Below are 25188 nucleotides of genomic sequence, written 5' to 3'. Positions count from 1 at the left end.
GGAGTGCACATGAGAAGGATGTCCAAGACAAGTATATTCAGCAGCAAATACGAAAAGAGACAGAGGAGAAAGAGGTTTTTCAGAAATCTTCTGTTTTTCATCGTCCTTTTGGCCGCTTTGATACTCATATTCAGAAAACCGATCATGGAGATGATCGAAAAGGTAAGACAGGATATAGCACAGGAAGAAGTTCAGAAGGAAGAGATTCTGGAACAGCTTCCCGAAACTGTTATCAATGAAGAAGCGGAAACGCCTGTAGAAGAAGAACCGGTGGCGGAAAAAGTCTATGTCACCGCGGTTCTGCCAGGAAGTGAGGCGGTATCTCTTGAGATTCTGGAAGAAAACGGCGTTAAGACCTTCTCTCCTGATCTTGAACTGAACGGTATGGAAAGTGATCTCTCACCAGCAGGAAATCAGGCGGTTATCCTCGACAGTAAGACTCAGGATCTTTTCCTTGTGGATATCAATGGAAATGTCAAAGATATCACTTATAAGGTCTATACCAAGAAGGACAAAACCTATTCTGCAACCAAAGAGCAGATTCTGGCAAAATACAACGGTGAATTTGTGTGGGGAGAACAGCCAAGGTTTCTGGATGAAGACACTGTAGTCTACATGTCCCAGCTGCCGTGGTTTGATGAAAGAAGATTCCTCTATATCGTTGAGCTCAATCCTCTTTCCTATAAGAATTTTCAGAGTGTATTCGGCACAGATGTTGTTCTGAAGGATTCCACCGAGAAAGGTCTTGCCTACGAGAAAGAAGGAAAGACCTATTACCTGACACCTGATTATAAGATCGTACAGGAATAGGAAAAACATAGTATAATGAAAAGGACATCAGTATAGAAATCCCGATGTCCTTTTTGTCTTGAAAAGACAAGAGTAGAATGAATGAAAAGATGTGATGATATTTGGAAATCGGAATTTCAACGGCAATATTTTATCCTGAGGTCCTCACGGAGGACGCGGTGAAGCTCTTATCCCGAAAGGGGTTCAAGGTATTCGAGGTTTTTGCGAACAGCTTCTTTGAGTTTACCGAAGACTATGCGCTGAAACTGAGAAGCATCATGAATGAGGAAGACGTCAGAATCAGATCCGTGCACACGGTAAGCTCAGCTTTCGAACCCTATCTCTTTGATGCCTATGAGAGGAGAAAGGACGATTTTTTCAGGATCTATCAGGATTTTCTGAAGTTTGCGAAGATCCTTGGAGCAGAAGCCTACACCTTTCACGGACTGGTGAAGAGACCCCACAAGAACATGACCTTCAAGGACATCGTGTATGTATATGAGAAAATGGTCTATGAAGCGAATGTCCAGGGCATCGCTCTCGCTCAGGAGAATGTATCCTGGTGCCTGTCAGGAGACCTTGAATATCTCAGACGACTTAAGGACAGTGTAAAGGGACCACTTAAGTACACGCTTGATGTGAAGCAGGCGGTAAAAGCAGGCAGAAGTCCTTATGAATATCTTGATGTCTACGGCGAAGATCTTATGAATCTTCATCTTAACGATCACGACACAATAAATTCATGTCTTCTTCCAGGAAGCGGAAACTTTGATTTCACAGAGCTCTTCAGACGGGTAGAATCCTTAGGTTACAAGGGTCCGGGAATCATCGAAGTGTATAAGGAGAACTATGACACTTTGGATGATCTTGTGGAAAGCATGAGATATCTGGAAAGATTAACACCATAGTCATTGAAATGCTTAGTCATTTCATTTATAATATTATAAGTTTGAAAACAAACCCTTATCGGGTATAGGAGGATATCATTAATGAACGTAACGCATGAAAAAGTAGATGCAAAAAAGGTGAAACTGGAAGTGACTGTAGAGGCTGCAAAGCTTGACGAGGCAATCAGAAAGTCTTACAAGAAGAACGTGAAGAATCTGAACGTACAGGGATTCAGAAAGGGGAAGGCTCCTATTGCCATCGTAAAGCAGTTCTACGGAATAGAAGTTCTGTTTGACGATGCCAGCGATTTTCTGCTGAATGATTCATATCCACAGGCTATTGAAGAAGCGGGAATCAAGCCAATAGACTATCCAAAGATCGACATCACACAGATGGAAGAAGGCAAGGACTTCGTCTATACTGCAGAAGTCGAAGTATACCCAGAATTCGACCTGCCAGAGTACAAGGGGCTGGAAGTTGAGAAGCCTGTAATCAAGGTGACAGACCATGACATCGATCATGAAATCGAGCACCTGGTTGAAAGAAACGGAAGAATCGAATCCAAGCCAGAAGGTGCTGAACTTGCAAAGGGAGACATTGCAGTCATCAACTTCAACGGTAAGGTTGACGGAGTGGAATTTGAAGGTGGAAAAGGCGACAATTTCGAACTTGAAATCGGATCCGGAATGTTCATCGGAGACTTTGAAGATCAGCTGATCGGCTCAAAGGTCGGAGACAAGAAGGTCGTCAAGGTCACATTCCCAGAAGACTATCAGGCAGAAGAAGTTAAGGGCAAGGATGCAGAGTTTGATGTAGAAGTTCTTGACATCAAGGGTAAGGAATTCCCTGAAGTTGATGATGAATTCGCATCAGAAGTATCAGAATTTGAAACACTTGAAGAACTTAAAGCCAGCATAAGAGAAGGTCTTGAAGAAGACGCTGCAGCAAGAGCCAAGGGCGAGCTGAACAACAACCTCATCAAGGCACTTGCTGAAAAGGCTGAAATCGACATTCCAGAAGCTATGATTGAATCAAGCATAGACAGACTGGTCAGAGATTTCGAACAGAGAATCCAGCAGCAGGGAATTTCCAAGGAAATGTACCTTCAGATGACCGGCCAGAATGAGAGCGCGATCAGAGATATGTTCAGAGACAATGCAAAGAACGTTGTGAAGAATGACCTGCTGATTGAAGCGATCGTCGAAAAGGAAGGCATTGAAGCTTCTGAAGAGGAGGTGAATGCCAAGGCTGATGAAATCACAAAGATGTATGGCGATCAGAAGGAAGAGCTGAGAGAAATGCTCATGAAGAACAACAGAAAAGATCTTGAGATGGAAGTGACAACTGCCAAGGTATTTGAACTTCTTCTGGAATCTGCAAAGGTTACCGAAAAAGAGATCACTGTAAGCCATGACCATGGACATGACGATCATGAAGACCACGAAGGGCATGACCATGAAGGCCATGACCACGAAGGTCACGATCACGAATAATTGACCGACATCAGGTGATTCCGGTATATGTTCCTGAAAGAAAAGGATAATATAGACGGAAGCATCCCTTATATAATGAGTTCATATTGCCAGGGACTTGGATTCTCTGGCAATATTTCTATCACTATGAATACCAGGGTATTTGATTTTGTGCCACGTTGGTGTAGAATAAGAGGTACAATTAAATTGTTTAAAATTAATTAACCTATTCTTTAAGTAGAATTTAATTAATTTTAGGTATACTGGGACATACGATAAATTAAGTTTTAAAGTAATGGAGGGAATAAAATGAGTTTAGTACCAATGGTAGTAGAACAGACCAATAGAGGAGAAAGATCATACGATATTTTCTCAAGGCTTTTAAAAGATAGAATCATCATGCTTTCAGGTGAAATCAACGATGTTACAGCAAACCTTGTTGTGGCTCAGCTGCTTTTCCTGGAGAGCGAAGATCCGGACAAGGACATATATCTTTACATCAACAGTCCTGGAGGATCCATCACGGCAGGAATGGCGATTTTTGATACAATGAACTATATCAAGTCCGACGTGGCAACAATCTGTGTCGGTATGGCTGCATCCATGGGTGCATTCCTTCTGACAGCCGGTGCAAAAGGCAAGAGATTTGCTCTGCCAAACAGCGAAATCATGATTCATCAGCCACTAGGCGGATATCAGGGTCAGGCTACAGATATCGAGATTCATGCAAGAAGAATCCTTCAGATCAAGGACAAGATGAACAGAATCATGTCCGAGAGAACAGGACAGCCGATTGAAGTCATCAAGAACGATGTGGAACGAGACAACTTTATGGGTGCAGACCAGGCGATTTCATATGGCCTGATCGACAGCATACTTGAAAAGCACACTGCAGTAAAACCGTAGAGGTTTTCTCTCTGTAATGGTAGAATAGGATAAGAACAATCCAAATCAAGACGCCCATGGAGTTAGTAGATAGCGAGGACGAGGAAATGGGAACTTCCTGAGAGCAATGTCAGGAACTGCAGCGAAGAACTGCAGGTGTTCAAGATAAAGAGGTGAAAAAATGGCAAAATTTGAAGATAAAAATCTACTGAAATGTTCATTCTGCGGAAAGAGCCAGGATCAGGTTAAAAGGCTGATCGCAGGACCGGGCGTATATATCTGTGACGAGTGTATCGAGCTTTGCTCAGAAATCGTGGCTGAAGAGCTTACAGAGAAAAATGAGCATGACTTTACCAAGCTTCCGAAGCCCCAGGAAATCAAGGCGCATCTGGACCAGTATGTCATTGGTCAGGAGTCAGCCAAGAAATCGCTGGCCGTTGCGGTTTACAACCATTATAAGAGAATCAACTACCCAAAGAAGAATGATGTGGAACTTTCAAAGTCCAACATTCTAGTTCTGGGACCGACAGGTTCAGGTAAGACACTTCTTGCCCAGACTCTGGCAAGATTCCTTGAAGTGCCCTTTGCGATCGCCGATGCGACAACACTGACTGAAGCAGGGTACGTGGGAGAAGATGTTGAAAATATCCTTCTGAAGCTCATCCAGAATGCAGATTATGATGTGGAAAAAGCGGAAAGAGGAATTGTATATATCGATGAGATCGACAAGATCGCAAGAAAATCGGAAAATCCGTCCATCACACGTGATGTATCGGGAGAAGGCGTCCAGCAGGCGCTTCTTAAGATTCTTGAGGGAACGGTAGCTTCGGTTCCGCCTCAGGGTGGAAGAAAGCATCCTCATCAGGAGCTGCTTCAGATCAATACCACAAATATTCTATTCATCGTGGGTGGTGCTTTTGACGGGATTGAAAAGATCATCGAAAAGAGAACACAGAAATCCAGCATCGGATTCGGTGCGGATATTCAGTCCAAGCATGAAAAGAATGTAGGGAAGACACTTGAAGAAATTCTTCCAGGAGATCTTCTGAAATTCGGTCTTATACCGGAGTTCGTCGGCAGAGTGCCGATCGTGGTCACACTGAACAGTCTTGATAAAGCGGCTCTTGTGGAAATTCTCGGCAAGCCGAAGAATTCACTGGTCAAGCAGTACAAGAAACTGTTCGAGATGGACAACGTGGAGCTGGAATTCACTGAAGAATCCCTGTTCTCCATTGCAGAAGAAGCCATCAAGAGAAACACAGGCGCAAGAGGATTAAGATCCATACTGGAAGACATCATGAAGGAAGTCATGTTTGATGTGCCTTCTGACGAGTCTATAGAAAAGGTCATCATCCACGGAGACACCATAAAGACAAAATCTCCGGAAATCCTATATCGAAAAGCAATCAAAGATAACGAAGAAACAGCATAACTAGATGGGCAGACCGAAAGGTTTGTCCATTTTAGAGAGAGAGGTATTATTATGGCGAGAAAGAGAAGAACTCTTCCCATGATCCCCTTAAGGGGAATCACCATATTTCCATATATGGTCCTGCACTTCGATGTAGGCAGAGAAAAATCCATAGCTTCACTGGATGAGGCTATGCTCAAGAATCAGGAAATTTTTCTGGTACCGCAGAAGGAAAGCAAGATCGAAAATCCCACAAAGGAAGATCTGCTGGAGATCGGTACGTTATGTGTCATCAGGCAGCTTCTAAAGCTTCCAGGTAACACAGTAAGGGTGCTTGTGGAGGGAATATCAAGAGGAAAAATCACTTCCATCAAGGAAGATCCCTATTACAAAGCCAGCATCGAAATCCTGGAAGATGTAGAGGATAAAGAAGGCAGCGTGGAAGATGAAGCTTTAGTCAGAAGCGTAAAGGAAACGCTTCAGGCTTATGTGAGACACACAGGATATATGCCTCAGGAAGCTCTGGTATCTCTTGAGGATATCGAAGAACCTGGCAGATTCGCCGATACGGTGGCTTCTTATCTTATGCTGAAACCTGAAGACAAGCAGGTTCTGCTCATGAGCCTGAATGTCAAAGAGAGACTGGAAAAGCTTCTGGTCATCATCAACAAGGAACTGGAAATCGCAAAGATCGAGAAGAGAATCGGCACCAAAGTGAAGAGCAACATCGACAAGGTCCAGAAGGAATACTATCTTCGTGAGCAGCTGAAAGCCATTCAGGATGAGCTGGGCGAATATGACGAAGATGCCAAGGAATACTTCTCCTATAAGGAAAAAATCGAAAAAGCGAAGATGCCTAAGGAAGCGAAGGAAAAAGCGCTCTATGAGCTTGACCGTCTCAGAAACAGCGGCAGCTACAGCCAGGAAGGCGGAATCATCAGGACCTATCTTGACTGGCTCATCGATCTTCCCTGGAACAAGGAAACCAAAGACAATCTGGATATCATCAAGGCAAGAGAAGTGCTGGAGAAAGACCATTACGGCCTTAGTGATGTCAAAGACAGAATCATTGAGTACCTTGCCGTGAAAAATACCGCCAAAACCATGAAAGGCCCCATCATCTGCCTTGTCGGACCGCCTGGAGTCGGTAAGACATCCATCGCAAAGTCTGTAGCAAGAGCGGTGAACAGAAACTTCGTCAGAATGTCACTGGGTGGTGTTCGGGATGAAGCGGAAATCAGAGGGCACAGAAGAACCTATGTGGGTAGCATACCAGGAAGAATCATCTATGGAATGAGACAGGCGAAGAGCAGAAATCCGCTGTTCCTGTTGGATGAAATCGACAAGATGGCCAATGATTTCAGAGGAGACCCTGCAGATGCGCTTCTTGAAGTGCTGGATTCAGAGCAGAATTCCACATTCAGAGATCATTATCTGGAAGTCGAAATGGACCTGTCAAAGGTCATGTTCATCACGACGGCAAACACTCTGGATACTATTCCAAGACCTCTTCTTGACAGAATGGAAGTCATCGAGATCAACGGATACACCTATGAGGAGAAGCTCAATATCGCGAAGAACCATCTGATTCCGAAAGTACTCAAGGAGCATAACCTTACGGAAGATAGACTGAAGATTTCAGACAATGCCATAAAGATGATCATTGAAGGATATACCATCGAATCCGGTGTGCGTAATCTGGAAAGATCAATTTCCTCACTGACGAGAAAATCCATTGCCTATATGCTGGAGAAGAAAAAGAAATCATTGACGCTGAACACACAGATGATCGAAAAGTTCCTTGGACATCCGAAGTTCATGTATGAGCGTGCGGCCAAGGAAGACCTTGTAGGCGTCGTTACAGGCCTGGCCTGGACAATGTTCGGCGGCGATATATTACCGATAGAAGTGACCGTTATGGACGGTACAGGAAAGCTTGAACTCACTGGACAGCTTGGAGACGTCATGAAGGAATCCGCAAGAGCGGCATATTCCTATATCCGTGCCAACAGCAAGGAGCTGGGCATTGAGACCAAGTTCTACAAGGACAAGGATATTCATGTCCATGTCCCTGAAGGTGCAGTACCTAAGGATGGGCCTTCAGCCGGTATCACCATGACTACAGCGCTTGTATCCGCACTTACGGAAAGAAAAGCAAGACATAATGTCGCCATGACAGGTGAAGTCACCCTTACGGGAAGAGTCCTTCCAATCGGCGGACTTAAGGAAAAATCCCTTGCTGCGGCAAGGGCAGGCATCGATACCATCATCATTCCAGAAAAGAACAAATATGATATGGAAAAACTGCCCCCATCCATTTTATCCAAACTGACCTTCATACCGGTCAAAGTAGTCAATGAGGTGCTGGAAAAAGCCCTCCTGGAGGTAGAAAAAGCATGATCAGAATCAAAAGTGCAGATTTCATAACCTCTGCAGTAAGACAGAACCAGTATCCGGAAACCGGACATCCTGAGGTAGCCTTTGTGGGACGATCCAATGTCGGAAAGTCCACCATCATCAATGCGCTCACCAACAGAAGAAAGCTGGCCAAGGTTTCCAATACACCAGGCCGTACAAGGCTTGTCAACTTCTTTCTCATCAACCAGGGTGCGATGCTCGTGGATCTTCCTGGCTACGGCTATGCAAAGATCTCAAAATCAGCACAGGCTTCCTGGGGTAAGATCATCGAAGACTATATTGTAAACAGCCCTTATCTGAAGAGATTCGTGCTGCTTGTGGATTCAAGACATAAGCCGACTGGTGACGATATCGCAATGCTGGATTACCTGAGATACTATGGGAAGGATGTCGTCGTTGTGGGCACTAAGCTTGATAAACTCAAGAGAAATGACATAAGAAAAAGCGAGAAGCTCATAAAAGAGACGCTCCAGCTGACCGATCAGGACAGACTGATTCTCTATTCATCCACCTCAAGAGAAAATCTCCAGGAAGTCATCGATCTGGTATTTAAAGATCTTTTACCTGAAGATGAATAGAAACGGCAGCTGCCGCGTATAATGAGGATGTAATCAACCCATTCCATTACAGAGAAAAGTGCTGAAGAGTTTCCCTGCTCATCAGCACTTTTTTTCATGCCGTGAAGGATTGATGCTATCGGGGATTTTTGAGGGTGAAGCCCGGAAAAACAGCTGAATAGAGAATGGAATGCAAAATGAAGAGCCTGAGTATGTCCGTGTAAGACATACTCAGGCTTTATTTCTTTGTATAAAGATTCAGGATTCTCTCTCCTTGCAGGTTCTGCATTTCCCGAAGAAGTAGAGTTTACTTGATTCAATGATGAAATCTCTGCTTTTTGATGCTTCCATAAGGATATTCCTTGTGGATACATCGAGCATATCCATCACCTTGTTGCAGCTTGTACACTGAAAATGAGCATGCTCATCAACAAAGGCGTCGTATCTGAAATTACCCTCACCGAGATTGATTTCCTGAACCAGTTCCACTTCACATAGTGTTTTCAGTGACTTGTAGACTGTTGCAAACTCATGGTGGGAAAGGACATGATCAGTTTGGAGTAGATGGTTTCTGCTGAAGGGTGTTCGTTTGTGCCCAGAAGATATTCATAAACAGCAATCCTCTGTGGGGTGAGTTTCAATCCTTTGTTTTTAAAAGTTGTTGTTATGCTGTACATTTCCTATCTCCTTCGTTAGTTGCTTTTCTACATAAATAATATCACATCATATGTTCATATACAAAATTATCTGTCAGTTTATTTATTCTTTCTTTCGGTTTTAGATGTATGACTGTTTTTCAGGCTTCGCATGAATCTGTAGATGAACACTGCGCTGCCAAGAAGCCTGAGAGCTGATGTGACATATAATGCGCCTTGAATATGAATGATTTCCTGTATATAGGTACCGATTAAAGGAGCGATTGCAAGGGTAACACTGGTCAGCGTTGCATGAACGGCGACGCTCATGGTTCTATACTCATCCGGACAAACGGCAAGTAGGGATCCTAAAATGGCAACAGTCGTTCCCGCTGTAAAGAATCCTGTAGCAGACTGCATGAGCGTCAGCATGACGAGGTTTCCCGAGAGAGCATAGAGGATAGGAGTGAGACCCATCCCGAAGGTTGCAAAGGCAATAGTAAACTTATAATCACGTTTCTTGATGATCTTCTTCCAGATCGGAAAACTCAGCACCATAAAGAGACTTGAGAGCACATTGATGATGGTGAGCCACATTTCATTGGCACCAAGATACTTGATCTGATAACTGTTGAACAGCGGCCATCCCATCTGCCATCCGAAGTGAAAGAGAAGTGAACAGGCAAGAAATCCCACATACTCCCTATGGGAGAAGATCGCTCTCAGCGATTTCTTCAGTTTCGGCACTTTTCTTCTGATCTTGATGTCATCTTTTTCGATTGGATCGAGCTTGTACATATAGTTGATCTCTTTAAGACCGATCAGAAAGCTCAGCACGATGAAGACCTGATACATGATGATTACTGTACGATTTACGGATGAAAGGGAAAGAATGAATCCGACCAGTATGGATATGGTGAGCTGAGCAATCTGAGACATCTGGTTCCTCACCGACAAGGCATCAGCTCTTTCATGGGGCAGAAAGATGTCTCCTGTGTAATCCTGAAGAGAGGTCGCCGATATGGATTCAGGAAAATTCATGAGTCCGTAAATCAGAACGAAGACAATAGGCTGTATTTTCTTATCAAGAAATGGGACAGCAGCAAGAAGGAGCGGCATAAATCTGGAGATATAGAAGAATATGCCAAGGGTTTTTCTTTTGGATTTTCCTCTCTGAATCATCAGAATACCGGGGATGGTGGTGAAAATGGCAATAAAACCGGGCAGTGCATTGAAAAGGCTGTAGTGAATGTCATCACCCCCGAGACGGTCGAGGAACTTGATGGCATAGCCTTTTGACAATACTGTGACCAGGGTGAAAAGAATACCGTTCAAAGTATAGTATTTAATATTCTGATTGTTTCCAAAGAGCATGCGCTCCAGTTTTTTAAGCATATTTATGACTCCTAATCCGCGAACAAACTAACATTATCTGATGTATTCTACTCTTTTTTGATGCGATATGCCATAGTTTTGTGAACTTTTTACAGATTCTCATAATATCTTAAGAATGGCATCATTTTCATAATGAAATGAACACTTAAGCACCTTTCCGTTTGAGGGATAGGCATTATAAGAGGTAGCCATTGTCACATAGTCTGTTTCGAATATGGATTGACAATTCACATATACAGGATTATACTGTGACCAAGTAGTCATATGACCACATGGTCACAATAAAAAGGGTGGGATCAAATGCCAAAACCAACATTCTTTAACCTGCCTCAAGAGAAAAGAACGAAGATTATTGAGGAGGCAGTAAATGAATTCAGGGACAACAACTATGATGCAGCAAGCATCAACAAGATCGTGGAAAGAAGCGGAATATCCAAGGGAAGTTTCTATCAGTATTTCAACGACAAGGAAGACGTCTATCTCTATATCATGAGCCTGATTGCTGAAAAGAAGATAGAGTATCTGACACCGTCCATGATGAATTTCAGTCAGCTGGGTTTCTATGAAGCCCTCAGGGAAATGTACCGTTCAGCCATTCAGTTTGCTCTTGCCAACCCGGATTATCTGGAAATCGGTAACCGTATGATGAGAGACAACAGTGGAATGATCCAGAAACTGAGATCTGTATTCGGCTCAAAAGGTGACGATATGTTTGTTACGCTTCTTAGAAAAGGACAGGAATCAGGAGAAATCAGGCAGGATCTTGATCTTCAGATGGCAGCGAAGATGCTCATATCCATGCAGATGAGCATAGTCGAGTATTACTTCGAGAAACACAGGGATAAAGGATATTCCATGGAAATCATAAATGAGCTGGAGAAATTCTTCGATGTTCTGAAAAATGGAATAAGCTAAGGGGGAATGTTAGATGATTCAGGTAGACCATCTCAATTACTCATACACCAAGGACAAAAACTATGCACTGAAGGATGTCTCCTTTAAAGTGGAAGAGGGAGAAGTGTTCGGATTCCTCGGACCTTCTGGAGCAGGAAAATCCACGACACAGGGGATCCTTACGGGACTTCTGCCCATACAGGAAGGAAACGGATCTGTAGCGGGATATGATCTAAGAAAGCTGGACCGAAAAATATTCAACCGTATAGGGGTTTCTTTTGAACAGTCTAATGTCTATGGAAAACTCACCGCACTGGAAAATCTTGAATTCTATCGAAAACTGTTTGATGTGGAGACCATGAATCCTCTGGATCTACTTAAAATGGTCGGACTTGATGAGGTCAAAAACAAAAGAGCCGGTACATTTTCGAAAGGGATGAAGCACAGACTGACCTTTGCAAGAAGCATGATCAACAATCCTTCACTATGGTTTCTTGATGAACCGACAACAGGTCTTGATCCGGCCATTGCAGGGATCATAAAAGATATCATAAAGGAGAAGAACAAGGAGGGGACCACAGTTTTTCTGACCACGCATAATATGATCATTGCCGATGAACTTTGTGACCGTGTAGGGTTTATTGTAGATGGTGAGCTTAAAGTTGTGGACTCGCCGAGAAATCTTAAGCTGCAGTATGGAAAGAAACTTGTTCAGGTGGAATATATCGAAAACGGTGGACCTAAGACTGCGATGATTGACCTTTCGCAAGAAAAGGAAAGACTGATGCTCAATGACATCATCCGATCCGCACAGATCGAAATGATGCATACCAAAGAAGCTACACTGGAAGAAATATTTATCAAGCTCACGGGCAGGGGGCTGGTCTGATGAAACTTTTGCATACTTTTCTCAGGGATCTTAAAGTATCCTATAGAACCTATTATGTCTACATCGAATTCATCATGGCGCTCATCATCGTAGCGGTAATGCTCTTTGTCGTGCCGGAGAATTTCGATGCCAAAACAAAGCTGTTCCTTCATGTGGAGCCAGGAACAGATCGTGAGCTGATTCTGGATTCGCTGGAAAAAGACTCAAGTACAGTTTTAACACTTCTTGAATCAAGAGAAGCTGTTGTTCTGGCACTTGAAGAGAACCGGGACGGACAGGGTGCGGTGATCAGAAGGTCCGAAGAAGGACTGGAATACGAAATTATTCTCCAGGGTTATGAGAGCGAGAAAGTCAGGAACATCATGGAAAATGTCATGGTGACTGGATTTAAGAAAGTACATCCGGATTTTGTGGAAAGTACGACGACAAGGGTACTCGATGATCATGCAGAGAGGCTCTCAGACAGAATTTCCTATATGCCGATACTCCTTATGCTCAATTCAGCATTTATGGGACTCTTCATCGTTGCAGCCTATATCTTTATGGACAAAGAAGAAGGAACCATAAAGGCACTTACGGTCACACCGGTCAGCATCAGGGATTATCTTCTCTCCAAAGTGGGTGTGATGCTCTTCACAGGACTCCTTACAGGGCTTCTTGTGGCCGTTCTTGTAGCGGGACTCGATGTGAACTATTTCTATCTCATACTGCTGCTCATCGCATCGAACATTTTCGGAACAGCTCTTGGTCTTTTCATCGCTAGCTTTTATGATTCGATCATCAAGTCCATGGGCGCTTTATATATCGTGATCATGGCTATGGCTTTTGCAGGGGTTTCCTATTTTATGCCGTCATTCTCACCTGCAGTCATAAAACTTCTGCCATCCTATCCGCTGCTTTTCGCATTCAGAGAAGTGTTTCTTCAGCGGCCTGACAGAGGGCTTATCCTCACAACGACTTTTGGCTTCACAGGAGCCGCAATTGTGATTTTCATGTTCGCAGTCATGCGATATAAGAAAACACTGACTGTGTAAGGGGGAACATATCATGAGAAAAATACTGGCCATCATCAGGCGAGATACGAAATCGGGTATGAGAGATTATATGATCCTCTATATCATTCTAGTTCCGTTCATCATCGAAGCGGTTCTCAATATGCTCACGGGTTCAGTGTCCCAGTCGGTTTTAAGTCTGGGTGTGGATGGGACCATTTCTGAAGAAGAGCTTTCCTACCTCAGAGAATATGCCTCTGTTGAGGTTTTTGAGCATGAAGATGATCTGATTAATCGGGTGGAAAATCTGGATGATCTCTACGGCATCCATAAGAATGAGGGTGCATTTGAAGTCATACGTCAGGGAAATGAAAAAGTGGAGATGCACGAAATGGTGATGCTTCTTCTTGATTCCATGATGAATGAAGACATTGAAGTGCCGATAGAGCTTACTGTATCCGATGTCGGCTGGAAGCTCTCACCCATCAAGCAGTATGGTGGAAGTCTCCTTGCAGTTTTCATCTCCGTTTTCGGCGGAATGATCATCCTCATCAACCTGGTTGAAGAGAAACAGGAGAATACCCTTGCTGCAATGAATGTCGCACCGGTTGAAAGGGTTCAGTACATTACAGGCAAAGCCGCTTTAGGATTCTTTGTACCGCTTATTCATGTCATGGGTATACTTATCATTCTTGACTATGGTGACATCAGCTATCTTATGGCTGCGGTCATCACGTTATCCATAGCCCTCACCTCTGTCATCATCGGTTTTTCCATAGGTATAAGCAGTGACAATGTGCTTGCTGCGATATCCGGCATGAAAATGGTCTTTCTTCCCATACTGGGTTCCATTTTCGGAGCGATCTATCTGCGTGAAGGGCTGCAATTTCTTCTCTACTGGTCTCCTTTTTACTGGGCATTCATTGCACTTGATGGTGTCATACTCAAACAGGCAACCTGGGGAAGTGTTCTTTTCAGTACGGGGATGATCGTCATCATTTCAGCCGCCGTCATGATCCTCTTAAGAAAGAAAATCAGAAGAGGATTGGATTAATGATCAAAAGGAGGAAAAATTAATGGATGGATTAGCATTACTGGGACTGATTCTCATCGCCTATGCAGCGGCAGTGGTCTTTCTGACCCTGAAAAAGCCGGAGCAGATCTGGAATATGGCGAAGATCAGGATGTTCAGAAAAGTTCTTGGCGAAAAAGGAACGGACATCTTCTTCTATGTTTTTGCACTCATAGCTGCAGGTTTAGGTATATGGCTTCTTGTGAGATAATTCATGAAGACATCTGCCAGTCTTTAATCAGAAACAATAAAAAACCATCAGGTCAGCTTACGTGCGACCTGATGGTTTTTAAGCTCAGATTATCTGAATCTGATGATTTCTACAAGTTTCTTGTCTCTTAATATCCTCTTGAAAAGGAAGTAGCCCATAATCGTGACTACGACGAACTCACCGAAGAATACCTGTGCAGCCGTAAGGATAAATGGAAGGTCAAGAAGGTAATAGAGAATAAGTCCGATGATGATTCCGTTAACGATGGCTGGCCATAGTGTTGCAGCAAGAAGATTCTTCGTTTTTGAAATCAGAATCAGTGCAATGAGGGTAGCCAGAGTTCCGAAGATGACATCGATGGGGCCAAGGGGACTGCCGAGATTTGCAATGAGGCATCCGAAGGTCAGTCCATAGATGTATCTTTTATCAATGAACACCAGAAGCACGAGAATCTCTGCGATTCTGAACTGAAGTCCAAGATAGCTGAAAGGAAGAAACATGGTCAGTGCCGCATATATGGCAGCGATGATTGCAGATTTTGCCAGGAATTCTCCCTGGTTAAGGTTTTTAGTATTCAAATTCATTTATCCTCCGTTTGTATTGAATAATCCGATTGGTAAACCTGAATCATTATAGCACAGGACAAATGTGCACGTAAAGAAAACCCCGTGATCGAATCGCGGGGTTCTTACTTGATGGTAGTCTGAATTTCTGATCAGTATTTGTCTTCCGTATACATCTGGGACTGCTCGATCAGCAGATTCTGCCTCGTATCCCAAAGCTTCTGGGACAGATCCACATAGTAGTTGTGGGGATATTCAAGACGGAGTACTTCAGGCCATAGATTGCTGATTTCCTGCTGAGAGTAATCTCTGATTTCAAGAACGGTCGGGCTGTCATAGACGAGCTTTCCTTCCTCGAAAATCGGCTTCTGGAGTTCCTTGAGGTAGTAGTCCTTGAAGGTCCTTCTCTTCCAGGTGTAGGTAGGATCAAATAGGGTAAGTGGTTCATTTTCATCGATGACTTCATCATATTCTGTGATGAGATCTGCTACGGCAAGATCCGATCGCTTTGAATAGACACGATAGATTTTCTTGAAATGAGGAGTCGTGATCTTTTCCTGATTCTCGCTGACCTTGATCTTCGGAATGACGACGCCTTCTTTTTCCACAGCTACGAGCTTGTAGACGCCGCCGAAGACAGGTTCGCTTCGGGCTGTAATCAGTCTTTCACCCACACCGAAGATGTCTATGCATGCACCCTGGGAAAGAACATCTCTTATGATGTACTCATCCAGAGAATTCGAAACGATGATTTTGACATCTTCAAATCCTGCCGCATCCAGCATCTTTCGTGATTCCTTTGTCAGATAGGTGATGTCTCCGGAATCTATACGGATGGACTTTGGTCTGTTTCCGCTTGGGAGGACAAATTCGTTGAAGATCTTTATGGCATTCGGAATACCGGACTTCAGGACATTATAGGTGTCCACAAGAAGGGAGCAGTTGTCCGGATAGACTTCAGCCCATTTTCTGAAGGCTTCATATTCTGAATCGAACAGCTGAATCCAGCTGTGTGCCATGGTTCCTGTTGCTGGAACGTTGAACATGATTTCTGCGAGGGTATTGGCAGAGGATGTGCATCCGCCGACAATTGCCGCTCTTGAACCATAGATCGCACCGTCATAGCCCTGAGCTCTTCTTGAACCGAATTCAAGTACCGGACGACCGCCAGCGGCGCGTACGATTCTGTTGGCTTTTGTTGCGATGAGGGTCTGATGATTGACAGTAAGAAGGACCATGGTCTCCACGAACTGTGCCTGTATGATGGGCCCTCTCACTGTGACAAGAGGCTCGTTCGGAAATACGGGAGTTCCTTCAGGAATTGCCCATACGTCACATTCAAACTTGAAGTTTTTAAGATAGTCCAGGAAGCCTTCACTGAATATTTTCTTGTTTCTCAGGTACTCAATATCTTCCTTGGAAAAAGTGAGATTCTCAAGATATTCGATGAGCTGATCTACGCCTGCCATGACAGCGAAGCCACCGCCATCGGGAATTTTTCTGAAATACATATCAAAATATGCTATGGTGTCATCTACGCCGTTTTCAAAATATCCATTACCCATAGTAAGTTCATAGAAATCGGATAACATCGTGAGATTTCTACCGTTTCTTACATCTATAACTCGTTCCATTACATCACCGTTCCTAACATTATTTGTCTGTCTGTTATATTATATCAGATTCAGTGCTTTTTTCTATAGGAGAAGGGGGAAGGTTGGGCAGCATGGGCTCTGCAAAGGCAGCGTGGAGATAGAAAGAGATCATCAGATTCAAAGCTTCAGATGTTTTAAGGGATATTGTGCAATTCTCTGTTAGAATAGGAAGATAAGATAACATACTGGAGGCAGAGAATCATGTTCAGACTCGATGAAAATAAAAAACCGATGAAGTTCGGAGGAGATACCGGAAACTATATGCTGATTTCAGGTCTTCTGGCCGGACTTGCAGGGATATTCTGGCAGCCTTTCTTTCTGGGTGGAGCTGCGGTGATCCTCGGATTTCTCACCATGAAATCACCAAAAAGCGGCTGGGGGATACCCGTATTCATTCTGGGGGTCATCGTCATGATCAGCAGCATATACCGCTGATTTCCATAACAGGGATAAAGAAGATCAGATGATCTGAAAAAGAATACTGAAGCAGAAAAGAGGGATTCACTTTTTTGAATCCCTCTTTTCGATGTTATGCAGACAGCTATCCTCTTCATTATAGATTAAAGTGCGCTCTGATGATTTCTGCAGTATCTGTGGGTGTGAGACTTGAATTGTCTATTCTAAGATAGTTATTGAAGGGGATCTCTCCTTCGTTGCTTACGCACCTATATTTTCTGTCATCATTTAATAGCCTCTCCGATGAACGTTCGATATCCCGCTTGGATGCTTTATGTTGAAGCCTGTTTTCTGTCACGTTTCTCAGAAGCCGAACCTCCAAAGAAGCCAGAAGCTCAACATAATATATCTGTGCATCATGCTCCTTAAAGATTTCCGTTACGTGCCTCACATAGTCCCAGTCGGATATCTGATCGAATGCCCACATATAGGTGAAGATCAGGCCGTAGTGATCGGACGTGGCAAATTCCTGGAAAATCACATCTCTAAGTTTACTGACGGTTTTGCTGTTATAGTATCCGAAAATCTCTATGACCGGTTCAATAGTCATATGATTATGAAACAGGCGAAGCTTTGTCATCTTCGCAAGTTCCTGTCCAACGGTCATTTTGCCGACCGCTGCATTTCAAATCAGAAATACAATTTTCATACCCTGCCCCCCTATTCAGATTAAGCTGATCACCCGAAGAATATCTGTGTGAAAAACAATAATATACAAGTATTATATATTATTTTGCTATCCGGTTCTATCGATATACGTAGATTATTTCGCCATCAGTCCCAAGGTGAAGACTCTTCGTACCTTCATCTGTTTCATCTACAGGTATGAGTAAATGCCACATTGAACATAATGGAATGAGAGTTTCTTTGAAATCACGTGGAAATAGGTTAGAATAGAGACTTACGAAAGAAAAAGTCTGGAGGATAAGAATTTTGGAACTGGATAAATATCAGGAAAGTGCATATCTCACAAAAGAAAACAAGGTTCTGGTGGTTGCACCTCCAGGATCGGGGAAGACAACAGTGATGCTGAGAAGGCTCCTGCATATCCTGGAGGAGGGAGTTTCTCCGAAGAAAATTGTGGTCCTTACCTTCTCAAAGGCTTCAGCTCTTGAGATGGAAGGAAGGTTTCAGGGCAAGAGTGTCATAAAACCGTTCTTTGGAACAATCCATGGTCTCTGTTACCGGATACTGAGGGTCAGAAAAGGAAATCTTTCGCTTATCTATGGTAAAGATGAGTTCATCATAAAAAACAGACTGCAGAAGGAACTGAAAATTGATCAGGATGATGTGGAATCCATCATCCGCGACATTTCAAAGTATAAAGTGAAGACCTATCTGAATGAGAAGGAAATCCATCACACCCACAAGGATGATCTTTTTCATAAAGCCTTCACCATCTATGAGGAAGAACGGATAAAGAGAGGTCTTCTGGATTTTGACGATCTTCAGATCGAAGTCCTCAGACAGTTTGAAGACGAAGCATTTCTGAAGTCATTTCAGGATGCTCACAGTCATATCCTCATCGATGAGTTTCAGGACCTTGACCCTATACAGCTGAAGATCATAGAGAGAATCTCGGAAAACAGACAGCTTTTCTGTGTGGGCGATGAGGATCAGTGCATCTATGCCTTTAGAGGATCAGACCCGACAGGGATGATCGATTTTGAAAAAATGTTCGGCGGGAAGAAACTGTACCTTAAATACAATTACAGAAGCACAGAAAATATCGTAAATTATGCAGGAGAAGTCATACAGCTTAATGCCCTAAGAAACAAGAAGGAGCTTCTTGCCAGCAGAAAAGAGAAGCGAAAGATCACCAAAATCTTTCCGGAGAATCAGGAGCTGATGCTCATGGATATCGCAGCAGACATCAAGAAGGATCAGTTAAGAAGCTATGCCGTATTATACCGGACAAACCGTGAAGGGATGAGAGTGAAGGAATTTCTGAGAAAAGAGAAGATCAGTTTCAGTTCAAGAGACAGCTACAACTTCTTCAAAGGGTTCATCGCAAAAGATATTCTTGATTATCTGAGGGCAGCTTATCAGAATGACAGGGAAGCGTTCCTAAGGATAGCGAACAAACCCTACCGATACATGTCAAAGACAGACATGAGAAAGATCGGCCTTGGCGAGGATATACAGAAGGTGCTCCTTGATCCGTCAAAAAATAACTATTCACTCATCAAGTACAGAGAGTTTCTTAGAGATCTCTCCGGCATTAAAGGAAAGTCCACAGAAAAAGTCGTGGAGTATATCGAAAAAGTTCTCGGTTATGAGGATTACCTGAAGACCTATGCAGAGCGTACGGGACGTGATGAGGAAGAGCTCTTCGAGGATCTTGATGAAATGAAGGAAGTCGCAGGCTACTACGACAATCCTCTTGATCTTTTGACGGCTTCTGTGAAGGAGCCTGAATCCATCGATTCGAAAATCACCCTTTCCACAGTGCACGGCGTAAAGGGACTTGAGTTTGACAAGGTCTATGTGATCAATGCTGTGGAAGGTTATATGCCCCATGGCGCATCCATGGAAAACCTGGAGGAAGAGAGAAGAATCTTTTATGTGGCCATAACGAGAGCCAAAGAAGAGCTCAATATCTATAGCCCAAGATTTATTCATGGAAAAGAGAGAAAAAGAAGCAGATTCGTACTATAATATAGGGTGATGCAAATTGATAACATGTTTAGTGGAAATGAAGAGAATATAGGAGAAATTATGAGAATAGAAATTGGACCCAATGAAGCCGGTCAGAGACTGGACAAATTTTTAAGAAAGTATCTTAAGGATGTCCCTCTATCTGCAATATTTAAATCCCTGAGAAAAGGGGACGTCCGTGTAAACGGCGCAAAAGGCAAGGAAAAGATGTTCGTTGAAGTTGGAGATGTCATCGAGATCAAGTACATGTACTCCAATGCGCCAAAAGAGAAGAAGAAGGTCTATGATGTTGAACCTGAGTTCAAGGTGACCTTTGAAGACGACAACATCCTTATGGTCGAGAAATGGCCTGGAATCCTTGTACACAAGGATAACGAAGGGGTAGATCCGACACTTACAGACCAGGTGCTTACCTATCTTTTCAGAAAGGGCGAATATAATCCGGAAGAGGAAATGACCTTTTCACCTTCACCGGTCAATCGTCTTGATCGTAACACATCAGGAATCGTCATCTACGCCAAGAACTATGAGGCGCTGAAGACCCTGAACGAAATGATGAGAGACGGAAGAATCGTGAAGAACTACATGGCCATCGTGAAGGGCAGAATCAAGGACGGCGAATATCGTGCATACATCGAGAAAAGGGAAGACAACAATGTAAGCAGTGTCAGCGACACACCTGGACCGATGAAGAAAGAAATCGCCATGACGGTCAGAACAGAAGAAAGTACAGGACAGTTTTCACTGGTTGAGCTGAATCTCCTTACAGGAAGAAGCCATCAGCTGAGAGCACACCTTGCTTCTCTTGGAAACCCGATCATCGGGGACAAGAAGTACGGCGAAAAGGAAATCAACAATTACCTGGCCAATAAGTATGAGCTGCACTTCCAGTACCTCTATGCCTACAAGGTGACCTTCAAGAATCCTGACGGAAAGCTTGAATATCTCGGCAATAAAGTTGTGGCGGAAAAGCTTCCACCACTGTTCAAAAAGGTGAAGACAGATCTCTTCAAGTTTGATCTGTAAGCGGAGGATTTCATGAAACAGCAGTCCACTGGAAAGGGCTTTGCCTACTTATCCATAGCAGAGCTCCTTGTTAAAATCATGTCGGTGGTTTATGTACCACTGCTCGTTAGAATACTCGGCGACGTGGGTCACGGCATTTATGCCGTGTCCTACGAAGCGTTTACGCTGATTTATGTACTGACCAATGAAGGGATACAAAGAGGAATATCAAAGCTCATCTCGGAGCTTCATGCAAAGAACAATCCGAGGGATGCCTTACGAGCATTCAGGCTCTCGAGAACGCTTCTTATCGGAGGCGGTCTTTTCGCCTCGCTTCTTCTCTTCTTCATGGCGCCTCTTATCGCAAGAGCTTCCAGTACACCTGAAGCGGTATTGTCCATCCGTTTCTTAGCACCTACGGTGCTGATTACGGCTGTCCTTTCTGCCTACAGAGGGTATTTCCTCGGGAGAAGCTATGTTTCTGCAAATGCTGTGTCGAAGATTCTGGAGCAGCTCGTCAATGTGGCGGTTTCTCTAGGTGGTGCCTATTTCCTCATGAAGGTGGGCGTGGCACTTGGCGTTGCGGGAGGTACCCTTGGTACCAGCGTAGGTGCTTTTGTTGCTGTTCTTCTTCTTGTAAGAGAATTTCACAAGGCGAAGCTCAATAAGGTCAAGAGAAAGCTTCAGGACCCTGAAGCCTACCATCATACAAGCAAAGAACTTGTAAGAAAGCTTCTGTCCTATTCCTTCCCCATCACTCTGTCTGCGGGAATGATCCATATCGGCGGATTCATCGATATGTTCATCGTGAACAACAGACTCCTTGATGCGGGACTGCTTTATGCCGCGGCAAAAACGGCTTTCAGCGAACTGACCCGGTTCAAGAATCTTCTTTTCGTGCCGAATACCATCGTTGTGGCGCTGGCCTCCGTTCTCCTTCCTGGAGTCGCGGCAGCCAATGCCCTGGGTGATACGGAGTCCGTGAAAAGAAAAATGAACTATGCGGTGAAGATGGTCTTTATGGTCACGGTGCCTTCCTTTGTAGGAATGACGGTGCTCGCAGGTCCCATCTATAATATTCTCTACCCGGGTAGGGGTGGAGTGGATCTTCTGCGCTACGGCTCCATTACGGTCATCTTCCTTGGGTTCATTCAGATACAGAATGTCATCTTCCAGGGACTAGGCAAATTCTACTGGGGAACCATCACCATGCTTGCGGGTATCCTGGCAAGGCTTCTTTTCAACTACATCCTTGTGGGTATGCCTGAAGTCAACATCATGGGTGCGCTGGTTTCAAACTTCCTGAACTACTTCCTTCCTTTTGTCGTGAATCACTATCTCATCACAAAAGTGCTGAAATACGATGTGAAGCTTGCAGTGAATGCAAAAGGACCGATAATATCCGCAGTGCTTATGGGTATCGTGATCTTTGCTTTTGGCAGACTGTTCGGCATGCTGGATCTGAGATATGCTTTTGAGAGCATCCTGACGTTTGTGAACATCGGTATCGGAGCAGCAGTTTATGTGGTATCCATGCTACTTACAGGCGGAATCACAAGAGAAAATCTTCTGGAAATCAGTCCAAGAATCTACCGTATGATACCCGCTGGAATAAGAAGAAGAATGAGATAAAAACATCCTATAAAGACGCTATATTTTTTGTGTTTCAACGTAAAATACCATATAATGGTATTAAGACAATTGAAATCAATTATCAATTAGGGGACAGTGTTACCCGAACTGATGTTGATTAAAGTAAGCAAAAGATAGGAGTTGTCGAATATGGAAGGTACATTCAACGATAAGAAAAAGAGAAGATTCGAAAATACATATGGGAAAGTACTCACGGGAATGATGCTTGCGGCCAATCCGTTCAAGAAGATGGCCTTCAAGACCCCATGTATGGTACACCGGTTCATCAATATCCAGGCAGTGGTGATCCTTGAAAATGAAGGCTACGATAAAGCCGCACATTTCTACAAGGCATTCATCAAATCACTGAATGAAGGGGCGACCTGGGCAGATCAGGACTTCAAGTCCATCAATCACTTTTACCACAACGAGAAGAAGAAGGGACTTTACGGTTTTTCAGACGGTCTTACAGAGGCTCAGCGCTACCGCGATCGTGCACTGTTTTATCTGCAGAAGGGTAACCTCGAGCGTTCCGTCTTTTACCTTGGTGTGTTCTGCCATCTCTCTCAGGACATGACCGTACCACAGCATGTGAACAACAGGCTTCTGGACAGTCATAAATCCTACGAGACCTGGATCAAGAAGAAGATTTTTGCGGAAATCGACTATTCCGTGGATGAAGGCATCCTGAGGTTTGAAACTCTGGATGACTACATCAGAGAAAACGCGGTTGTTGCGAACTTCTACTACGAAAAGTACAAGACTATGGAAGATAAGGATCTCATGTATGAAACCTTATCCAAGAAAATGCTCACTGTGGCTCAGAATACAACAGCAGGACTACTTCTGGACTTTTATGAGCTGTATTATGAAAATGTATAAGGAAATATAAAATGAAAGTTTTACTTGCAGCGATCAATTCCAAATATATCCACACAAACATCAGTCTGAGATATCTTGAAAAGATTACAAAAGGACTTCCTGTCCTGACTGAACGTGTGGAGTTTACCATCAATGAACAGACAGACAGGATCCTGGAAGAAATCATAGAAAGAAAACCTGACCTGGTCGCTTTTTCAGTTTACATCTGGAATTTTGAACTGGTCAGGGAGCTTTCTGTGCTTATTAAGTGCGTAGATGAAAATATAAAGATACTGTATGGAGGACCTGAGGTCTCCTATGACAGCAAGAAACACCTGGAAATCATGTCGGGAGATTATATCATCCGCGGTGAAGGTGAACTTGCCTATGAGGACCTTATCGGTTCTCTTTTTCGTCATACAGAACTTAAGTCGGTCAGAGGCTTGACCTTTAGAAATGGAGATGAGATCATCATAAACCCTGATCGGGAAAAGATGGAGATGAGTCTTGTGCCTTATCCCTATGATGAGGAAGAGGATCTTAAAGGTAAGCTCAGCTATATTGAAGCCTCCCGAGGATGTCCTTACAGATGCAGCTACTGCTTATCCTCTTCTGAAAGAGATCTTCGTTTTCTTCCCTATGAGGAAGTCGTACGTCGCGTGGAGAAACTTCTTGAAACGGGTACAAGCGTTGTGAAGTTCATCGACAGAACGTTCAATATTCATCCTGATGCCTATGAAATATGGGCTTATCTCATCTCCCTGGACACCTCCGTCACTTTTCACTTTGAGATTTCTCCTGATCTCATCAAAGAAGAACACATCCATCTGCTGCGCACTGCACCCGTCGGGAGAATCCAGTTTGAGGTGGGGATTCAGAGCACAAACCAGGAGGTGCTTCTTTCCATCAACCGGTTCATCGGATTCAGAAAGGTTCTTGAAAAGCTTCATGCTCTGGTTTCTCTGAAAAACATACATAATCATATGGATCTCATTGCAGGCCTCCCCTATGACTCCATGGAGCGCTTTAAAGAAAGCTTCAATGATGTCTATTCCCTGAAGCCTGACATGCTTCAGCTGGGGTTCCTTAAGGTCATAAAGGGTACACCCATGGAAAGAGATGCGAAGAAGTACGGCATCATCTACAGCCCGTTTGCTCCTTATGAAGTTCTGAAGACCAGATGGATGGATTTTTCGGATCTTAGAAGTCTTCATCATACGGAAGAGGCTCTGGAAAGATATTATAATTCCGGGCGGTTCAAGACCACCCTCTCCTATGTACTGAAGGGGGAAGAAGATTCTTTCGCCTTCTATGAAGGTCTGGGCAGATACTTAGATGAAGAATATCAGGGCCTCAGTCTGGGCGCGAAGGAGCAGTTTCTCGCTTTGCGTGATTATTCTTCGAAATGGATGAATAAAAGGGAAGATACATCACAGGATGTGGTTCTCAATGAACTTCTGAAATTCGACTGGCTGAGCGGAAACAAGAAGCAGTATGTTCCGGATTTTCTCACAAGAAAACTTCCAGAAAACAATGAGGAGAAAAGAAGAATATCAAAAGAGCTGGGAATTAAAGTGCATGTTGAAATTTACAGTATAAATATCCTGCTTTATGCCGATAAAGGTATAGTAGACATGAATGAGACTCCGGTGTATTATGATGAAATAAACGGACAAATTATCAGGATTTAGTTGATTTATGTGTCAAACTGTCGTAGACTATAACCTATGTGGTATTTTATAACTTATTAAATGATAAAGATTACATAAAATCTTTATCATGGTAGTTTTAAGGATAGCATGATAAAATTGAGCAGTATGGAAACGTAATCAATAGCAAATCTGCAAAGG

The 25188-nt window shown here is 43.6% G+C and carries 22 protein-coding genes and 1 pseudogene; 18 read left to right on the top strand and 5 right to left on the bottom strand.

The genetic code is table 11. From position 1 onward, the window contains the following. Window positions 1-9 precede the first annotated feature (9 nt). The 7 genes from RTX25_RS00770 (at window position 10) to yihA (ending at window position 8441) form a co-directional block, all read left to right on the top strand. Window positions 10-810: a hypothetical protein gene (locus RTX25_RS00770; RefSeq protein WP_312649394.1), complete on the top strand. Its 801-nt coding sequence runs from the start codon at window positions 10-12 to the stop codon at window positions 808-810. Window positions 811-911: 101 nt separating this feature from the next. After that, window positions 912-1697 carry a sugar phosphate isomerase/epimerase gene (locus RTX25_RS00765; protein WP_312649392.1) on the top strand — a complete coding sequence of 262 codons (786 nt, stop codon included), beginning with the start codon at window positions 912-914 and terminating at the stop codon, window positions 1695-1697. A gap of 81 nt (window positions 1698-1778) precedes the next feature. Further along, window positions 1779-3170 carry a trigger factor gene (gene tig / locus RTX25_RS00760; protein ID WP_312649390.1) on the top strand — a complete coding sequence of 464 codons (1392 nt, stop codon included), beginning with the start codon at window positions 1779-1781 and terminating at the stop codon, window positions 3168-3170. A gap of 288 nt (window positions 3171-3458) precedes the next feature. Next, the gene (clpP, locus tag RTX25_RS00755) at window positions 3459-4055 is read left to right on the top strand and encodes an ATP-dependent Clp endopeptidase proteolytic subunit ClpP (RefSeq protein ID WP_312649388.1); all 597 of its coding nucleotides are present in this window, start codon (window positions 3459-3461) and stop codon (window positions 4053-4055) included. A 160-nt stretch (window positions 4056-4215) separates the two neighbouring features. Continuing rightward, window positions 4216-5466, top strand: a complete 1251-nt coding sequence (gene clpX, locus RTX25_RS00750; RefSeq protein WP_312649386.1) for an ATP-dependent Clp protease ATP-binding subunit ClpX — start codon at window positions 4216-4218, stop codon at window positions 5464-5466. Window positions 5467-5517: 51 nt separating this feature from the next. Beyond that, complete coding sequence (lon, locus tag RTX25_RS00745; RefSeq protein WP_312649385.1) at window positions 5518-7845, top strand: endopeptidase La; 2328 nt, start codon at window positions 5518-5520, stop codon at window positions 7843-7845. Beyond that, the gene (gene yihA / locus RTX25_RS00740) at window positions 7845-8441 is read left to right on the top strand and encodes a ribosome biogenesis GTP-binding protein YihA/YsxC (protein ID WP_312649498.1); all 597 of its coding nucleotides are present in this window, start codon (window positions 7845-7847) and stop codon (window positions 8439-8441) included. The genes lon and yihA overlap by 1 nt, the downstream gene beginning before the upstream one ends. 237 nt (window positions 8442-8678) lie before the next feature. Here yihA and RTX25_RS00735 read toward each other — a convergent pair. Together RTX25_RS00735 and RTX25_RS00730 are read right to left on the bottom strand one after the other, a co-directional pair. Beyond that, window positions 8679-9097: pseudogene (locus RTX25_RS00735) on the bottom strand (Fur family transcriptional regulator). Between the two features lie 78 nt (window positions 9098-9175). After that, entirely contained in the window at window positions 9176-10450 is a 1275-nt protein-coding gene (locus RTX25_RS00730; RefSeq protein ID WP_312649384.1) for an MFS transporter, read from the bottom strand. Between the two features lie 300 nt (window positions 10451-10750). Here RTX25_RS00730 and RTX25_RS00725 point away from each other — a divergent pair, with 300 nt between their 5' ends. From RTX25_RS00725 to RTX25_RS00705, 5 genes are read left to right on the top strand one after another with little or no spacing between them, the layout of a single operon-like run. After that, window positions 10751-11365: a TetR/AcrR family transcriptional regulator gene (locus RTX25_RS00725; RefSeq protein WP_312649382.1), complete on the top strand. Its 615-nt coding sequence runs from the start codon at window positions 10751-10753 to the stop codon at window positions 11363-11365. A 13-nt stretch (window positions 11366-11378) separates the two neighbouring features. Beyond that, window positions 11379-12233 carry an ABC transporter ATP-binding protein gene (locus RTX25_RS00720; protein WP_312649381.1) on the top strand — a complete coding sequence of 285 codons (855 nt, stop codon included), beginning with the start codon at window positions 11379-11381 and terminating at the stop codon, window positions 12231-12233. Beyond that, window positions 12233-13267, top strand: a complete 1035-nt coding sequence (locus tag RTX25_RS00715; RefSeq protein WP_312649379.1) for an ABC transporter permease — start codon at window positions 12233-12235, stop codon at window positions 13265-13267. Before RTX25_RS00720 ends, RTX25_RS00715 begins: the two co-directional genes overlap by 1 nt. Before the next feature lie 13 nt (window positions 13268-13280). Further along, complete coding sequence (locus tag RTX25_RS00710; RefSeq protein WP_312649378.1) at window positions 13281-14279, top strand: ABC transporter permease; 999 nt, start codon at window positions 13281-13283, stop codon at window positions 14277-14279. A gap of 22 nt (window positions 14280-14301) precedes the next feature. Continuing rightward, window positions 14302-14508 carry a hypothetical protein gene (locus RTX25_RS00705; RefSeq protein ID WP_312649377.1) on the top strand — a complete coding sequence of 69 codons (207 nt, stop codon included), beginning with the start codon at window positions 14302-14304 and terminating at the stop codon, window positions 14506-14508. A gap of 89 nt (window positions 14509-14597) precedes the next feature. Here the strand turns inward: RTX25_RS00705 and RTX25_RS00700 are convergent, their stop codons facing one another. Further along, on the bottom strand, window positions 14598-15092 hold the full coding sequence (locus RTX25_RS00700) for a QueT transporter family protein (protein WP_312649376.1): 495 nt from the start codon (window positions 15090-15092) through the stop codon (window positions 14598-14600). Between the two features lie 131 nt (window positions 15093-15223). Beyond that, a complete protein-coding gene (locus RTX25_RS00695) occupies window positions 15224-16705 on the bottom strand; it encodes a nicotinate phosphoribosyltransferase (protein WP_312649375.1) in 1482 nt (493 codons plus the stop codon). Window positions 16706-16927: 222 nt separating this feature from the next. Here RTX25_RS00695 and RTX25_RS00690 point away from each other — a divergent pair, with 222 nt between their 5' ends. After that, window positions 16928-17161, top strand: coding sequence for a hypothetical protein (locus RTX25_RS00690; RefSeq protein WP_312649374.1), 234 nt, complete (start codon window positions 16928-16930; stop codon window positions 17159-17161). Window positions 17162-17279: 118 nt separating this feature from the next. On the opposite strand, the gene RTX25_RS00685 is transcribed toward RTX25_RS00690, so the two are convergent. Next, window positions 17280-17789 carry a shikimate kinase gene (locus tag RTX25_RS00685; protein WP_312649373.1) on the bottom strand — a complete coding sequence of 170 codons (510 nt, stop codon included), beginning with the start codon at window positions 17787-17789 and terminating at the stop codon, window positions 17280-17282. A gap of 326 nt (window positions 17790-18115) precedes the next feature. Here RTX25_RS00685 and RTX25_RS00680 point away from each other — a divergent pair, with 326 nt between their 5' ends. From RTX25_RS00680 to RTX25_RS00660, 5 genes are all read left to right on the top strand, one after another. Then, window positions 18116-19840, top strand: a complete 1725-nt coding sequence (locus RTX25_RS00680) for an ATP-dependent helicase (RefSeq protein WP_312649372.1) — start codon at window positions 18116-18118, stop codon at window positions 19838-19840. Between the two features lie 60 nt (window positions 19841-19900). Then, the gene (locus RTX25_RS00675; RefSeq protein ID WP_312649371.1) at window positions 19901-20866 is read left to right on the top strand and encodes an RluA family pseudouridine synthase; all 966 of its coding nucleotides are present in this window, start codon (window positions 19901-19903) and stop codon (window positions 20864-20866) included. A 12-nt stretch (window positions 20867-20878) separates the two neighbouring features. Then, a complete protein-coding gene (locus tag RTX25_RS00670) occupies window positions 20879-22477 on the top strand; it encodes a polysaccharide biosynthesis protein (protein WP_312649370.1) in 1599 nt (532 codons plus the stop codon). A gap of 150 nt (window positions 22478-22627) precedes the next feature. Next, window positions 22628-23359 carry a zinc dependent phospholipase C family protein gene (locus RTX25_RS00665; RefSeq protein WP_312649369.1) on the top strand — a complete coding sequence of 244 codons (732 nt, stop codon included), beginning with the start codon at window positions 22628-22630 and terminating at the stop codon, window positions 23357-23359. 11 nt (window positions 23360-23370) lie between these two features. Continuing rightward, window positions 23371-25029, top strand: a complete 1659-nt coding sequence (locus tag RTX25_RS00660) for a B12-binding domain-containing radical SAM protein (protein ID WP_312649368.1) — start codon at window positions 23371-23373, stop codon at window positions 25027-25029. Window positions 25030-25188 lie beyond the last annotated feature (159 nt).

It is taken from the genome of Proteiniclasticum sp. (assembly GCF_032054185.1).
GTDB lineage: Bacteria > Bacillota > Clostridia > Clostridiales > Clostridiaceae > Proteiniclasticum.
Note: the sequence above shows the minus strand (reverse complement) of the source record. Positions and strands in the feature narration are given on the sequence as shown.